Below are 15,743 nucleotides of genomic sequence, written 5' to 3'. Positions count from 1 at the left end.
TATTTCCTTTACGCCCATTTTTGTTGTTGATCGCCACATAATTCGCTGACTCGGGCAACATCTATAAGCTTTGTGAGTTGATTAAAAAGTAGTGATATTGCGCGTTCACTACAGACTGTTAATTTGATGTTCAAATGCTGATGATTATCAGCTTCATCCATCTGCATCGACATCACTCGGAATCCCCGATGCCGGGTAATGCGTAAAACTCGTTCAAGAACATCGACCTGTGGCCGGGTCTGAATTTCTAAGGTGTACTGATTCATGCCTGATCCTCCAGCATTTTATCATTGGCTGCGCCCGGTGGAACCAACGGCCAGACGTTTTCTTTATCGTCAATTGCAACATGTAATAAATAAGGGCCTTGCGCGGTTAATAAACGATCTAATGCATCGTTAATTTCCGCTTTCGTTGCGATCGTTTCTCCCGGAATATTGAAGGCACTGGCTAAGGTCACGAAGTCCGGGTTGTCATCTAAAATGGTTTGGCTTAAACGGCCATCAAAGAACAGATCCTGCCACTGACGAACCATCCCCAAGCGTTGGTTGTCGAGCAGAACTATTTTAATGGGGAGCTGGGCGCGTTTGATTGTGGCCAGTTCCTGAACATTCATCATAAAGGAGCCATCGCCACAGACGGCTAATACGGTTTCATCAGGGCGAGCAAATTGAGCACCAATCGCTGCCGGGAGACCGAATCCCATCGTTCCGAGACCTGAGCTGGAGATATGATCACTGGGATGATTAAACTGCATGTGCTGCGCGACCCACATTTGATGCTGGCCCACATCACAAGCCACCACATGCCGTTTAGGTAATCGCTGGCTAAGTTCTCGTAATAGAGCCGGTGCGTAGATAGCGCTTCCGGGATGGGCATAATCCCAAGCATACTGTGCTTTCATGGAGCAAACGGTGTCGCGCCAGTGGGCAATATCTAACGGCATTTCCAGTGCTTTTAGGGTTTGCCCTAAGTCATCACTGATAGCTAGTTCCGGTGCGCGTAGTTTACCGATTTCGGCGGCATCAATATCAATATGAATCACTTTTGCATTTGGGGCAAAAGTATCTAATTTGCCGGTGACGCGGTCATCAAAGCGAGCTCCGGCCACGATCAACAGATCGCATTGCTGAACGGCCAGATTGGCGGCTTTAGTACCATGCATGCCGAGCATTCCTAAAAATTCAGGAGTTTCCGGTTCGATCGTTCCAATCCCTTTCAAGGTTGTGACACAAGGAATGTGCGTGGTATGAATGAAGTGACGAGCCGCATCGACGGCCTCTGCCATTCCGACGCCTCCTCCGAGATATAAGATCGGTTGTTTAGCTTCGGCGAGCATTTGTCGTGCACTTTCAACCGTAGCTATTGCTGGGGCAGCCGGCTTAGGGTAATGCGTCAGTTGCGTAGGCTGAATATTAATTTCAGCCACCTGAATATCTTTCGGGATATCAATGAGAACTGGACCGGGGCGACCGCTTTGGGCAATGGTGAATGCTTCTTCAATGGTGCTTTGTAGCTGGTCTGGATCGGTAATTAAAAAACTATGTTTGGTACAGGCCAGTGATAATCCTAAAACATCAATTTCCTGAAAGGCATCTGTTCCGATAACGGCGCGAGAAACTTGTCCGGTGAACGCTACGACAGGTATCGAATCAAGCAGGGCATCGGCTAAACCGGTGATGAGGTTGGTGGCCCCCGGGCCTGAAGTTGCCATACATACGCCGACTTTACCGCTGGCTCTGGCGTAGCCTAATGCAGCCATCGCTGCTCCTTGTTCATGCCGCGTAAGCTGATGCGGAATCCCCCCATCATATAACGCATCGTAGAGAGGCATGATTGCACCACCGGGATAGCCAAAAATCTGCGTAACCTGATGAGCTTTTAAGGTGTTTACAATTAACTGTGCACCATTCATGTTCTGTTACCCTGTCCTCGAATATAAAAAAAAACCCCCGAACCTTTCGGTGCGGGGGTTTTTGTCTCGTCTGTCTTATGCTCGTTGCAACGACAAACGCCCCCGAGGCGAGTGAATAATCACCACCAGGACGACGACTTTGACTAGAATTGCAACGATTTTCATTTTTCTTAAGCGAGCTGTATCTGCATTGAATGGATCTACAAATATCACAGCTTTCTGTTGATGCGCAAGTCCAAATTTTAACTTTATCTGGATACGGCATTGCCATGAATAGGTCAAAATAGGTGAATTTAATCAATAATAAAAATTTTATTGGCATTATTCACCATTAGAGCTTGGAATGGTTTAACAAAATACTGAAAAATTGTGCAATCATGAATTTCCATATAAATAAAAATTTTTATGGATCGGCGTTGAAACAATCGGTTTGACACATACTGTGTACGCGTTGTCTCGGTGATATGGGAAGTGCCGTCGTGCCCTAGCATCTGGATTTACGGGGGACATTTTAGCGTGTTTGTGAATAGGATGGGGTCACCTCAAAAATGGAATCAAGGGGCACGATTCCATTTCGAGAGTGTTCGGGAGCATCGGTAAAATATCGATGCTCCCAAGGGCTTATACGGTCATGATGCCTTATAAAGGCGATTTAACGACGACATACCCCTGATCTTCCAGAGCGATAAACCAATGATGATGGCTGACAAAATACTGGCGATCATTAATGGAGACTTCTTTGGCCGAATCAGGAAGTTCCTCGACTATTGATCCCAACGTATAATCTCCGCTGCTACCATTTGGCTCATCGTCGCTCTCGGTGACTTGAGGCCGATTGGGATCATTTACAATAATGGTCGTATTTTGGGCTGGAGGTTGATTACTCACCCAAATGTAGCGTTCCCCCTCGTGTCGGTAGTAAGCACCATTAATGACGGCATAGGTAATTCCAGAAATAATGGCAAATGTAGCTGCTTCGGGTAAGGAAGGGCCGTTAGCATGATGTCGAGAGGCCCAAAACCAGCGCTGATGATTGGAATAAACTGGTCCTGGATGATAATGGTGAAACTCTTGATGATGGGGCTCAGGATGATCGGGAGCGGCATAAAAGCTGGTGGAATAGGCTTCCAAAGGGAAAATAAACAGGGCTGCTCCGAGCATGGCCGCCTGTTTAGGTGAATGAATTATATTTCTCAAAAATTGGATGAACATGGCCTCACTCCTACATCTTCGGTTTGGATGCATTTAACCTGAACAATATTTAATCACGAAAGGTCAACAGTCCCTAGCATACCTTTTTTTGCGCAAAGGAGTGTGGCGTTGATGTAAAAATGTGTCAATAAACGGCCTGAGTGAGTTGACTCAACAGGCGATCCATGGCTCGATAACCGAGAGCTTCGATCAGATGGGGATGGGCCAAGGGTTGCTGGGCCAGATCAGCAATGGTGGCGGCAACTTTCCAGATGCGATGATAGGCCCGGATCGAAAGCCCGAGCCGGGTAATCGCTTGCTCTAAGAAATCCTGATCCGTAATTGAGAGCGGGGTAAACTGCCGTAACTGTTGCCCAGTGAGATCACTGTTGGTACATCCCTGACGCTCTAATTGCCGGGTTCGGGCTGCCATGACCTGCTGATGAAGTTGCTCACTGGTTTGTTCGGCTGGGGGATGACTTAACGTGCCTGGGGGGAGCGTGGTGACTTCGATGCTAATGTCGAAGCGGTCTAAGAAGGGACCGGATAATCGATTTAAATAGTGCAAGATCTGATCGACGTTACTGCGGGCCTGATGGCCTTGATAATAGCCGGTTGGGCTAGGGTTTAATGCGCCGATGAGTTGAAATTTAGCCGGAAAACAAACCTGTTGACTGGCTCGGGCAATATGCACTTCGCCCGATTCCAGTGGTTGACGCAGGGCATCTAGTACCTGCCTTGGAAATTCAGCCAGTTCATCTAAAAATAGAACACCGTGATGCGCCAGTGAGATCTCGCCGGGGCGAGGTTTGCTTCCTCCACCCACTAATGCAACCGAGGAGGCACTGTGATGGGGACAGCGAAAAGGGGCGACCTGCCATTGCTCTGCACTGCGATGTTGTTCGCTGAGCGAGTAGATAGATGCCACATCGATGGCCTGTTCCGGCGTCAGCGGAGGCAGAATCCCGGGCAGGCGACTAGCCAACATGGTTTTTCCAGTTCCCGGCGGACCTAACATCAGCAAGTTATGTCCTCCGGCGGCGGCCAGCAACATGGCTCGTTTGGCCCCGGATTGGCCAATCACTTCGGAGAAATCGCCACCTTGCCAGAGGGATGCCGCAGGCAGCGGTGTCGCGGTTACGGGGGCCAGCGATTGTTGACCAGCCAGCCAAGCGACTAGTTCGCCTAAGCTGTGGGGGGCAATCACGTTGGAGTGTTCAACTCGAGCTGCGAGCGGTGCATCCTCTGGGGGAAGAACTACAGTATGATGGGCGGTTGTAGCGGTTTTAACGGCACTAATCGCCCCTGGAATGTGGCGAATTTCACCGGATAGTGCCAGTTCGCCCAACAGTTCTAATGACTTTATTTCAGGCGCAATAATCTGCTCGGAGGCCAGCAAGATCCCCACCGCAATCGCGAGATCGAATCGACCACCTTCTTTAGGCAGATCGGCCGGTGCTAAGTTCACCGTAATCCGGGCGGCGGGGAATTCAAAACCACAGGTGAGCAAGGCACTTCGCACTCGCTCCCGGGATTCTCGTACCGATGCTTCCGGTAGCCCGACGAGTGTAAATGCGGGAAGCCCGCCTCCCAAATGAACTTCAATCGTAACCAGAGGGGCTTCCAGACCGAGACTGGCGCGAGATGTGATAACCGCAAGTGTATCCATAACTAAATATTTTAATTGAGTTATGAATCAATAGTAACGCGTTCTGAAATCGCTGTCAGTTCCGATCTGAAATTCACTATCGATTATCTGATTGAGATCATTACCAATTCCAAAGTGTTCCGTCTTCCAGTCGCGCGACCGGCAAATACGCTGGATCATAAGGGTATTTTTTCGCTAATTTTTCATCGAAATCGACCCCGATCCCGGGCGCATCTCCCGGATGCATATAGCCATTTTCAAAGCGCCAATGATGCGGGAAGACTTCCAACATTTGCTCGCTGTAGCCCATATATTCCTGAACACCGAAATTAGGGACCCACAGATCAAAATGTAAGGCGGCTCCCATACAGATAGGTGAGAGATCTGATGGACCGTGTGAGCCGGTTCGCACCTGATACAACGCGGCAAAATCAGCAATACGCTTCATTCCGGTAATGCCTCCCGCGTGGGTGAGTGTGGTGCGGATGTAGTCAATTAATTGCTCTTCAATCAATTGTTTGCAATCCCAGATGCTATTGAAAACCTCGCCGGTCGCGATAGGCGTGACGGTGTGTTGGCGGATTAGCCGAAAGCAAGCCTGATTCTCGGCGGGTGTGGGATCTTCCATCCAAAACAGTCGGTAAGGTTCGACGGATTGACCGAATCGCGCCGCTTCGATGGGTGTTAATCGATGATGCATATCATGGAGGAGATGTTCATTGAAACCGAAGGTGTCCCGGATAGCTTCAAAGAGTTTGGGAGCATAGTCGAGATAGCGCTCGGAAGACCAGATCTGCTCTTGCGGCCAGTGACCTTTGGTCGCGGGTTCATAGGCGAGCCCTTTACCTTTGGACATCCCATAGGTGGTTTTCATTCCCGGAATGCCACATTGAACGCGTAGTGCTTTAAAGCCCATTGCCTGATGTCGGGCGTAATCTTCAATCGCTTCGTCTAAGGTTTGGCCAGTACAGTGACAGTAAACCATGACACCCGAGCGGGAGGCTCCACCCAGTAATTGGTAAAGCGGCATGTTTGCAGCTTTGGCTTTGATATCCCAAAGGGCCATATCGATGGCTGAAATCGCCGACATGGTGACCGGTCCCCGCCGCCAGTAAGCGCCTTTATAGAAGAATTGCCAGATATCCTCAATGGCATGAGCATCCCGACCTATCAGTTGAGGGCCAATATGATCGCTAAGGTAGCTGGCGACTGCCAGTTCCCGACCATTGAGCGTGGCATCGCCGAGCCCGGTCAGGCCCGCATCGGTGGTAATTTTTACCGTGACAAAATTACGACCGGGACAAGTAACGAAGACATCTACATGGGTGATTTTCATAGTCAAAGGTTGCTAAATGAAACGTGGTTTCTACCATACAGCAACGAGCTGAAGCGATGTGTGGAGAGGAGTCACATTTTTATCAGGCGCTGCCATTCAATACCCCTGAATCCACCGCTTAGAGCGGCTCCTTTTGAGAACGTTATCGACCATGATGAGATAGGTGAGATCATGTTTAGCATTGTTCAGCCAGAAATGTTTCAACAAGCTCACTGAGCAAGGCACTGGCTTGCTCTTCCTGTTCCGCTAATTTGAGTTCAAGTAAACTTAAATAGCGTTCTGCTTGTTCCTGAGTGAGCTTTTTATCCTGAAGCCGATATTCGATTTCCGGTAAGGTTTTGTCAAACCGGGGTTCGATCTGCCAATGCAGCGCCTGGCCGCCCAAACGATGGAAAGGCTCTTCGGCAAATTGGCAAAATGGAAGGGCTTTGTTGATGCCATCGGGGCCTAGACAGCCGGGTTCAATACGCATAGTCAGCTCTAATGGAACAAGAGGTGATGTAGTCATGATACTTCCCTTCTATTTAGCGTCTGTCGTTTCATTGAAGTATAGCGGTTCAGCGTTATTCGCCAATCTTTTTGGTGAATTACTATGTTTTTCAAGCATGTCTAGATGTCATTCGTCATTATTATTTTTTTATGTGAAATTCATCACAAAAAATTGTATTTCTGATTAGTTTTTGAGTATAATTACTGACGTAGATCAAGATATGGAGGCAATGATATGAGCCGCGAAACTAAACGAACTTTAAAAGATGTTGCATCGTTATCTGCAATGTTTATTGCAACTTCTGCATTTGTGTTTATTCCCACAATGTTTTGGGCTGCTTAAGCATAGATAGCTGTGATTCCATCAGCCATTCGCTGCGTGGAACGATAAGAAACCGCCGATTACACGGCGGTTTTTTTATGCCCAATCATAGCCGCTTACCTGCTTCTGAGGTCTTGGTGCTCCGGGTTTTTCTTTTCTCGACAAGCGCTGCACGTTACTCTTAGTAGTAAACATTTATTCCGTAGCTGCACTGTCATGTTATTTTTCTATCAGAGTAATCAGCTGGATGTGTTAGCGGGTCTGATTGGCCCGTTGATGCAACAGTCACCACGGCGTCAGCCGTTATCTTCGGAACAGGTTCTGGTGCAAAGTCCGGGGATGGCTCAGTGGTTGAAGCTGGAATTAGCCCGGCAACTGGGGGTTGCGGCGAATATCGAGTTTCCGTTACCGGCCAGTTTTATTTGGCAGATGTTCCATCTGGTTCTCAGTGATGTGCCGGATCAAAGCCCGTTTAATAAAGAAGCGATGGCTTGGCGGCTGATGCGGCTGTTACCCAAGCAGCAAGATGATGTTGATTTTGCACCGCTATTTGCCTATCTGGCGGATCATGATGACTCTCAGGATCGCAAGCTCTGGCAGTTGTGCCAGAAAATTGCCGACTTATTCGATCAATATTTGGTCTATCGTTCCAACTGGACCAGTGCCTGGGAGCAGGGTGATGATCTGCCCGAGGTGAGTCAGACAGAGCCGTGGCAGCCCAAACTCTGGCGATTGTTGGTGGACGATACGGTGAGCCGGATGGAGAGTCCTTACCATCGGGGGAATCTGTTTCAGGATTTTATCGAGCGACTGACGATTGCTACGCCAGTTTCCGGCCTGCCGGAACGAGTCTTTATCTTTGGGATCTCGGCACTGCCTCCGGCTTATCTCAAAGCGCTGGAAGCCTTGGCTTTGCACATCGATATTCATCTTTTTCTGGGCAATCCCTGCCGGGAATACTGGGGCGATGTGCGGGATGAACACGCCTTAGCCGGAAACCCGCTGCTGGCATCAATGGGGAAATTAGGTCGTGATTATCTGGAACTGCTGGCGGAGACCAATAAACAGGAACTGGACCTGAATTTATTTATTGAGCCGCAAGGGACGCAACTGTTACCGACATTACAGCGCGATATTCTCAATCTGCATAATCCGGTTGAACCCACGCTTTGGGAAGAGAGTCGTCATAAGCGTAGAGTGGCCACGGGCGATCACTCCATCTGTTTTCAGGTTTGCCATAATGCCCGCCGGGAGCTGGAAGTACTGCATGATCAATTGCTGGCGATGTTTGAAGCTGATCCCGAGCTTATGCCTCGGGACGTGATTGTCATGGTTCCAGATGTCAATCGGTATAGTCCGGCGATTCAGGCGGTTTTTGGCTCTGCCGAAACCTCCCGCGCTATTCCTTATGCCATCTCAGATCGTAGTATTCGCGATGAAAGTCCATTATTGCAAAGCTTTATCGAATTGTTGGCGCTGCCGACCTCCCGCTCCAGTGCCAGCGGCTTGCTGACCTGGCTGGAAGTCCCGGCGATCAGCCGTCGCTTTGAAATCCCCAGTCATGAACTGGCGGTGCTGCGCCAGTGGGTGATCGAATCAGGCGTTCGCTGGGGGCTGGATCAGAGCGATATGATGCGCTGGTCCAATCCGGATGAAGGAGAGCAAAATTCCTGGCTATTCGGGTTGAAACGGATGTTGCTGGGCTATGCGATGGATGATTTTACGCTGGTGGATGCATGGTTGCCTTATCCGGAGAGCCAGGGGTTAGCTGCGGAGCTGATCGGGCGATTGGCTGAATTTATCGACGCATTGATTGCATTGCGCGATGCCCTGTTGCAGCCTGCTGATTATGCCGTTTGGCAGCAACGGCTGCGGTGGATTTTAGAACAGTTCTATCAATTTGATGAGGATGATTTAATCCCACAGCAGCAACTGCTGGATCTCATTGAGCAATTTTATCAGATGGCCGACAGTTGTGACTATCATGAGCCGATTGAGGCGATGATTATCCACGATTATGCCCGTAGCCGTTTGGCCAGCGAGTCTGGTAGCCAGCGGTTTCTGGCAGGTCCGGTTAATTTTTGTACGTTGCTGCCGATGCGAGCGATCCCGTTTAAAGTGGTTTGCCTGCTGGGAATGAATGATGCCGACTACCCGCGGACGGTGTCGCAGGTTGGGTTTGATTTAATGGCGCAAAACCCGATGCAACGCGGGGATCGAAGTCGCCGGGAAGATGATCGTTACCTATTTTTAGAAGCTTTACTGGCCGCTCAGCAGCGGTTATATGTGAGTTATGTCGGGCGCAGTATCAATGATAATAGCCCGTTGGAGCCTTCGGTGCTGGTGGCCGAGCTGCGGGAATATCTGGGGCAGAGCTTTTGTCTTGACGGTGATGAAGCCTTAGAAAGTGATCACAGTGCCGAGCGATTGCTGGAACAGCTGACACTGGAGCATCCGTTGCAGCCGTTTAGTCCGGATTATTTTACATCCGACACCCCATATTTTAGCTATCACCCTCGCTGGCTCACTGCCGCGCAGGCGTTGCAGGCACCAGCCTCCCCCCAGATCGCAACGGATGCGTTGCGGCTTAAAGAGCCGCTACCGGCGGAATCGCCTTTGGATTATCAGGACTTGCAGCGATTTGTGCGGGCTCCGAGTGAATGGCTGTATCGACGGCGGCTTCATATTGATTATCCGGTGTTGGAAGAAGAACTGGTGGAATCAGAGAGTTTTAGTGTCCGGGGACTGGCGCGATATCAACTCGATGAGCAATTGCTCCGGGCCCGATTGCAGGAGCAATCGCTTGATCAAGTGAGCCTGCGGTTGCAGGCGAGTGGGCAGTTACCGCACGGCTTTTTTGGTCAGATCAGCATTGAAAAGCGTTGGCAGTCACTGGACCCGCTGGTGGGGCGACTCTCCCAGTTACCGGCTCTGGAACCGAGCCGCTGGCCAGTGCGGGTGGCAGCTTTGGCTGACGATCTGCCGCCGCTTCAGGGGTGGCTGAGTAGCCCCTGCGCCGAAGCTCTGGTGGCCTTTCGACCGGGCAAATTGCGGGCTCGGGATCGGTTGCTGGCTTGGTTGGATTATCTGGTGGCCCATTTGGTGGAGGCTGCACCGCAGCAGAGTTATTTGCTGGGTATTGACGAAGCGATTACCTTTTCGGCAATTCAACCGGCGCAGGCCGAGCACTATTTACAAGCGTGGCTGCGGGCACTACAGGTGGCTTGGCAGCAGCCGTTTACATTGCCCTGTGAGGCGTTGTGGATCTATCTAGAACAGGCTTGGGATGACCCGCAAGGGCAGTTGAGTGAGGAGGGGGCGGTGCAACAAAAAGCGCTCGAACAGGCGCTCACACATTATCAAGGGGATTTTGGTGAAGCGAAGAATCGCTATATTTCCCAGCAGCTTGGAGATGATTTTACATCGTTCTGGGAGCAGCTTCGTCCTTGGGTGGAATCCTTGCTCGTTCCGGTAAAAATGCATCAGATGGAGTTCGGGGATGAGTGAAGCGCTGGATCTGAAAACCTTCCCGTTACAGGGCGCGCGGCTGATTGAGGCCAGTGCCGGTACCGGGAAAACATTTACCATTAGTGCACTGGTGCTTCGGTTGCTGCTCGGAGCGGATGAGCACCAAGCCGCGTTGCCGATTGAGTCGATTTTGGTAGTCACGTTCACGGAAGCGGCGACGGCTGAACTGCGAGGACGGATCCGCGCTAAGATCCATCAGGCGCGGCTTGATTTCTTGCGGGGACATTCCAACGATGCACTCACCGCGTCGTTGATTCAGGAAAGTGCGGATATCCGTGAAGATGCCGAGCGCTTGCTGGTGGCTGAACAGGGAATGGATCAGGCGGCTATTTTTACCATTCATGGCTTTTGTCAGCGGATGCTTAAAGAACATGCCTTTGAAAGCGGGATCTCATTCGAGAGTGAATTTTTAACCGCTGAACATACGTTACGGCTCAGAGCCGTTGAGGATTGTTGGCGGCAGTTTTTTTATCCTCTGCCCAAAGCGATGATCGAACGAGTCATGAGTTTCTGGAGTGATCCGGCGAGTTTACTCAGCTCATTACAAGGCGTGCTGGCTCAACCTCAATTGCAACTGGAAGGCGGCGATCCAACGCTCAATGTGCAGCAATGGTTTGAGCAGCGTCTGGCGCGTATCGAAGCCTTTAAAACGCGTTGGCGCCGCGAATGTGATGGGCTAGTAGAAGCGCTGCAAGCCGCCGATCTGGATAAGCGCAGCTATAGCAGAAAGAATCTACCGAACTGGCTGGATGAGATCCACCAGTTTGCCGCAGCGGCCAGCAGCGATGAACAACTCCCTAAGAATCTACATCGTTTTGGCTCGGAGCTTTTACGCGAAAAAACTAAAACCGGAGCGCCACCGATACATCCGCTGATTGAGGCGATTGATGAACTCTTTGCAGATAACACGGATCTACGGGCGCTGATTCTGGCCCAGCTGATCGCGGCCATTCGGGAGCGTTTTGTGGTGCTCAAAACGCAGCAGCAACAGCTGGGATTTGATGATCTGCTGTCGATTCTGGCCAATGCTCTGGACGGTCAACATCAGGGACCGTTGGCTTCCAGTATTCGACAGCGCTACCCGGTGGCGATGATCGATGAATTTCAGGATACCGACCCACAGCAGTATCGCATTTTCAGTACCATCTATTCGACCCGAGATGATGCGGATACCGGCTTATTTTTGATCGGCGATCCGAAGCAGGCTATTTACGGTTTCCGGGGCGCCGATATTTTTACCTATATGCAGGCGCGTGCTCAGGTTCAAGCGCACTACACGCTGCCGACCAATTACCGCTCCAGCCGTGCAATGGTGGCTGCGGTCAATGCCGTATTCAGTTTTCACGATAACCCGTTTATTTATCGGGAAGCTATTGAATTTACGCCGGTTCAGAGCCGTTCTCAGCTGCCGACTCAAGGCGTCATCTGTGAAGGTGCGCCTCAGGCCGCGCTCTTGTTTCGGGTTGCGGATCAGGGCTCGGCCACCTTGAATAAGCAGGAGTATCAGCAGTTACAGGCCCGAGATTGTGCCTCGCAGATCGCGCGCTGGTTGCAAGCGGGGCAACTGGATCTGGGCGATGAATCCTCCCGGCCGATTGTCGCCGGGGATATTGCGGTGCTGGTGCGGACCAATCGGGAAGGTCAGTTGATGGCTCAGGCGCTCGATCAGTTGGCGATCCCTTATGTGCTGCGGGCAAGTCGGGATAGTGTTTTTGAAAGTGAAGAAGGGTACCAACTTTATCTACAAATGGCGGCGGCTCTTAATCCCAACGATGAGCGGATGCTCAGAGCAGCTCTGGCGATGCCGTTATTAGGGCTGAATTTAACGGAGTTGGAAGCGCTGAATGATGATGAGCAACGTTGGCAACAGCAGGTGGATACGTATTTTCAGTATCAGCGGATTTGGCTACGGCGGGGGATCTTGCCGATGCTTTATCGCTGGTTGGAACAAAGCGATATGGCCGGGCGCATTTTGCAGCAGCGTTCCGGAGAGCGGCAACTGACGAATCTGTTACATCTGGGAGAATTATTGCAGCTTCAGAGTCAGCAACTGGATAGCCCCAGCGCGCTATTGCGCTGGTTTGCTCAGCAGCTGCTCGATGGTGCCAGCGATAGCGACGATACGCAGATCCGACTGGAAAGTGATGCCCGTCGGGTACAAATTGTGACGATCCATAAGAGTAAAGGGCTGGAATATCCGCTAGTGGCGTTGCCATTCATGCTCAACTATCGATCTGCAAGTGAAGCCATTTATCATCGCGATGGCCAGTTGACGTTGGCACTGCAGGCGGATCCACAGGCTAGCGAACAGGCTGATGAAGAGCGATTAGCCGAAGATTTGCGGTTACTGTATGTGGCGCTAACCCGCGCCAAATATCACTGTCTGGTCGGTGTCGGTGCGCTCGCGGCCCGTGCCAATAAAAACGGTACGACGGCGGTTGAGAAAAGCGCACTGGGTTTTTTGCTGCAACACGGAGAAAAAGGCACCAAAGCAACGTTGCTGGAGGCTTTATCACAGTTGGCGGTGCATCCGGATATCGATTTTTCACCGGTGATCGACCACTGGCCGGAACCTTTAGCCGCGGATATTCAGAGCGAAGTGGCGCTTGCCTGTCGGCCTTTGCAACGCACACTGGCTCGGGATTGGTGGATCACCAGCTACTCGGCATTGTCGAGTCATCAGGGACGACAAAAAGATGCCTCGATGGAGCTGGCCTGGTTGGATCGAACGGTGATCGATGAAGAGGCGAGTGAATCGGAGCAGCTGGATATTTTTCATTTTGCCAAAGGGCCTCAGGCCGGAACCTTTTTGCATAGTGTTTTTGAACTGATTGATTTTCAGGCATCCGCCACGGAGGTTGAAACTCAGCTGCAGGTGCTGATGACCCAAAGCGGCTATGACCTGCAATGGTTGCCAGTGATCGCGCAGCTGAGACAAGAGGTGTTAGGTGTGGCCATGGACGATGGTGGGCGGGGCAGCCCGTTTTCGCTGGGGGAATTAACGCCTTCACAGCGGCTGGCGGAAATGGAATTTGTGATGCCGTTGTCGACGCTGGATGCTTCGGTTTTGAACCGGCTACTACGCGAGCATGATCCGTTAAGCGCCCGGGCGGAGCGGCTCACGTTTGAACGGGTTCAGGGGATGCTCAAAGGCTTTATCGATTTGGTCTTTTGTGTTGAAGGCCGCTATTACGTGCTGGATTATAAATCGAATTATTTAGGCGATTCCGCCGACGACTATCAAAGGCCGGCGATGGAGCAAGCGATGATTGAGCATCGCTATGATTTTCAGTATCAGATCTATGCACTGGCGCTTCACCGAATGCTGACGACTCGTTTGCCCGACTATGACTATCAGCAGCATTTTGGCGGGGTGTATTATCTGTTTTTACGAGGTGTTTCCAGTGAAGGCACGCAGCCAACCGGGATCTATTTTTCGCGTCCGGATGCGGCGTTCTTAATGCAGTTGGATCGTTTATTGGCAGGAGATGCAAATGATTGATGTTGCGTCGCTCCAGCAGTTGCTTCAGGAGCGAGATAAGCTGCGGCCGCTGGATTGGCATTTTGCCCGATTTTTAAGTGAACTCGGGGCGAGTGAGTCGGTGAAAATCGCGGCAGCACTGGCCAGCCGGGCGCTGAGCCGAGGCGATAGCTGCCTGCCGATAGCCGTGCTTCAGGAGCAGTTAGCTTCTCTGGGCTGGGAGCTGAGTTTGGATGCGTGGGCCAAAGTATTGCGGGAAAGTGCCGTGATCGGTGAAGACAAGCCGCTGGTGTTCGATGGGGAACGACTGTATCTGAATCGTTACTGGCAGTTTGAAAGGCAGCTGGCTTCTCGTTTGAGTTGTGGCCCACAGTTAAAACCTCCGGCACCTTCAAAAGTGAAACCGATTTTAAATCGGTTGTTTGGCGCTGTTAAAGCGCAAACCGACTGGCAACGCGCCGCTGCAGCACTCGCGTGTCAACGGCAATTACTGGTGATTAGTGGCGGTCCTGGCACCGGTAAAACGACCACGGTGGCTCGATTGTTGGCGCTGTTGCAGGAGCTTGCCCTAAAAGAGCAAGGGGCGTGTTTACAGATCGCGCTGGTGGCTCCAACCGGGAAAGCGGCGGCCCGGTTAAGTGAATCGATGGTCAATGCGTGTTATTCGTTGACGGATAGTCCAGAGGCTGTCGTTGAATCGATCCCCAGACAGGCCAGTACTATTCACCGGTTGTTAGGCGTGATCCCCGGTCGGCATCATTTTATCCATCACGCCCAAAATCCGTTGTTAGTGGATCTGCTGGTGGTGGATGAAGCGTCGATGATCGATTTATCGTTGATGACCCATCTGTTTGCAGCGATATCCTCTTCCACGCGCGTCATATTACTGGGGGATCGGGATCAGTTGGCTTCAGTCGAAGCCGGATCGGTCTTGGCGGATATCTGTGAGTTTATTGAAGCCGGGCCCAGTGGCAAAGTGTGTGATTATCTCCATCGGTGTGGGGCCGCCGATTTAGAGCCGGCTTTGGAGCCCGTCCCTGCTGTCGCTGACAATTTAGTGATGCTCCGACATAGTTATCGGTTTGACGAACGCTCCGGGATCGGCCAGTTGGCTCGAGCGGTGAATCGGGGGGATAGTCCCCGGGCCTTACAGTGCTTTGATGATAAATCTTTTTCTGATATCGACTGGCGGGATCTGAGCGAAGCCAGTTATCGTTATGTGTTGGAGAAAACCGTCAGTGCTTGCCAGCATTACTTAACGGCCTTGCAGCAGGGACAACCTTTAAAAGAGGTTTTTCAGGCGTTTACACAGTTTCAGCTGCTAGTGGCGTTACGTCAGGGCGATTTTGGTGTCGAAGGACTCAATGCCCGGATCCAGCAACAACTGTATCAGCGCGGCGCGTTAACGGCGGCTAAAGGTTGGTGTGTTGGGTTGCCGGTGATGGTGCAAAGCAATGATCATGCGCAGCAATTGTATAATGGCGATATCGGTATTTTTGTGCAGGATAGCCACGGTACACTGATGGTAGCGTTTGAAAGTGCGACCGCCGATGCTGGGATCCGTTGGCTATTACCGAGCCGATTACCGGAACACGAAAGTGTGTTTGCCATGACGGTACATAAGAGTCAGGGCAGCGAATTTAATGAGGTGTTACTGTTACTCCCGCATCAGGGCGGTGGTAACCCAACCCGCGAACTCCTTTATACCGGGATCACCCGAGCGAAGACTCATTTCTCGTTGATTGCCGATGAAACGAGTCTGCGACGGGCTTGTCAAAATCGGACTCGGCGTCGCTCTGGATTAGCGGCCAGACTTCGATCGCTCACATAAGCGCT

At 51.3% G+C, this 15,743-nt stretch carries 9 protein-coding genes; 3 read left to right on the top strand and 6 right to left on the bottom strand.

Annotation, left to right across the window (positions count from 1 at the left end):
- Positions 1-8: 8 nt before the first annotated feature.
- From ilvM to ABUE20_RS04095, 6 genes are all read right to left on the bottom strand, one after another.
- Positions 9-266, bottom strand: coding sequence for an acetolactate synthase 2 small subunit (ilvM, locus tag ABUE20_RS04120; protein ID WP_408618573.1), 258 nt, complete (start codon positions 264-266; stop codon positions 9-11).
- The gene (gene ilvG, locus ABUE20_RS04115; protein ID WP_408618572.1) at positions 263-1,912 is read right to left on the bottom strand and encodes an acetolactate synthase 2 catalytic subunit; all 1,650 of its coding nucleotides are present in this window, start codon (positions 1,910-1,912) and stop codon (positions 263-265) included. Before ilvG ends, ilvM begins: the two co-directional genes overlap by 4 nt.
- Before the next feature lie 639 nt (positions 1,913-2,551).
- Entirely contained in the window at positions 2,552-3,124 is a 573-nt protein-coding gene (locus tag ABUE20_RS04110) for a DUF6515 family protein (protein WP_408618571.1), read from the bottom strand.
- A gap of 124 nt (positions 3,125-3,248) precedes the next feature.
- Entirely contained in the window at positions 3,249-4,772 is a 1,524-nt protein-coding gene (locus tag ABUE20_RS04105) for a YifB family Mg chelatase-like AAA ATPase (RefSeq protein WP_408618570.1), read from the bottom strand.
- Positions 4,773-4,872: 100 nt separating this feature from the next.
- Positions 4,873-6,087, bottom strand: a complete 1,215-nt coding sequence (manD, locus tag ABUE20_RS04100; protein WP_408618569.1) for a D-mannonate dehydratase ManD — start codon at positions 6,085-6,087, stop codon at positions 4,873-4,875.
- Positions 6,088-6,262: 175 nt separating this feature from the next.
- Complete coding sequence (locus ABUE20_RS04095; protein ID WP_408618568.1) at positions 6,263-6,595, bottom strand: hypothetical protein; 333 nt, start codon at positions 6,593-6,595, stop codon at positions 6,263-6,265.
- Positions 6,596-7,114: 519 nt separating this feature from the next.
- On the opposite strand from ABUE20_RS04095, the gene recC reads away from it, so the two are divergent.
- The 3 genes from recC to recD are packed head-to-tail and all read left to right on the top strand — an operon-like array spanning position 7,115 to position 15,738.
- Complete coding sequence (recC, locus tag ABUE20_RS04090; protein ID WP_408618567.1) at positions 7,115-10,405, top strand: exodeoxyribonuclease V subunit gamma; 3,291 nt, start codon at positions 7,115-7,117, stop codon at positions 10,403-10,405.
- Positions 10,398-13,928, top strand: a complete 3,531-nt coding sequence (recB, locus tag ABUE20_RS04085; RefSeq protein WP_408618566.1) for an exodeoxyribonuclease V subunit beta — start codon at positions 10,398-10,400, stop codon at positions 13,926-13,928. The genes recC and recB overlap by 8 nt, the downstream gene beginning before the upstream one ends.
- The gene (recD, locus tag ABUE20_RS04080; RefSeq protein ID WP_408618565.1) at positions 13,921-15,738 is read left to right on the top strand and encodes an exodeoxyribonuclease V subunit alpha; all 1,818 of its coding nucleotides are present in this window, start codon (positions 13,921-13,923) and stop codon (positions 15,736-15,738) included. The genes recB and recD overlap by 8 nt, the downstream gene beginning before the upstream one ends.
- Positions 15,739-15,743: the final 5 nt, after the last annotated feature.

The organism is Celerinatantimonas marina (genome assembly GCF_046054165.1).
GTDB lineage: Bacteria > Pseudomonadota > Gammaproteobacteria > Enterobacterales > Celerinatantimonadaceae > Celerinatantimonas.
Note: the sequence above shows the minus strand (reverse complement) of the source record. Positions and strands in the feature narration are given on the sequence as shown.

Bases quoted from the DNA above. Each gene is read 5' to 3' on its own strand.
- ilvM (WP_408618573.1), bottom strand. From the start codon at position 266: ATGAATCAGTACACCTTAGAAATTCAGACCCGGCCACAGGTCGATGTT.
- ilvG (WP_408618572.1), bottom strand. From the start codon at position 1,912: ATGAATGGTGCACAGTTAATTGTAAACACCTTAAAAGCTCATCAGGTT.
- ABUE20_RS04110 (WP_408618571.1), bottom strand. From the start codon at position 3,124: ATGTTCATCCAATTTTTGAGAAATATAATTCATTCACCTAAACAGGCG.
- ABUE20_RS04105 (WP_408618570.1), bottom strand. From the start codon at position 4,772: ATGGATACACTTGCGGTTATCACATCTCGCGCCAGTCTCGGTCTGGAA.
- manD (WP_408618569.1), bottom strand. From the start codon at position 6,087: ATGAAAATCACCCATGTAGATGTCTTCGTTACTTGTCCCGGTCGTAAT.
- ABUE20_RS04095 (WP_408618568.1), bottom strand. From the start codon at position 6,595: ATGACTACATCACCTCTTGTTCCATTAGAGCTGACTATGCGTATTGAA.
- recC (WP_408618567.1), top strand. From the start codon at position 7,115: ATGTTATTTTTCTATCAGAGTAATCAGCTGGATGTGTTAGCGGGTCTG.
- recB (WP_408618566.1), top strand. From the start codon at position 10,398: ATGAGTGAAGCGCTGGATCTGAAAACCTTCCCGTTACAGGGCGCGCGG.
- recD (WP_408618565.1), top strand. From the start codon at position 13,921: ATGATTGATGTTGCGTCGCTCCAGCAGTTGCTTCAGGAGCGAGATAAG.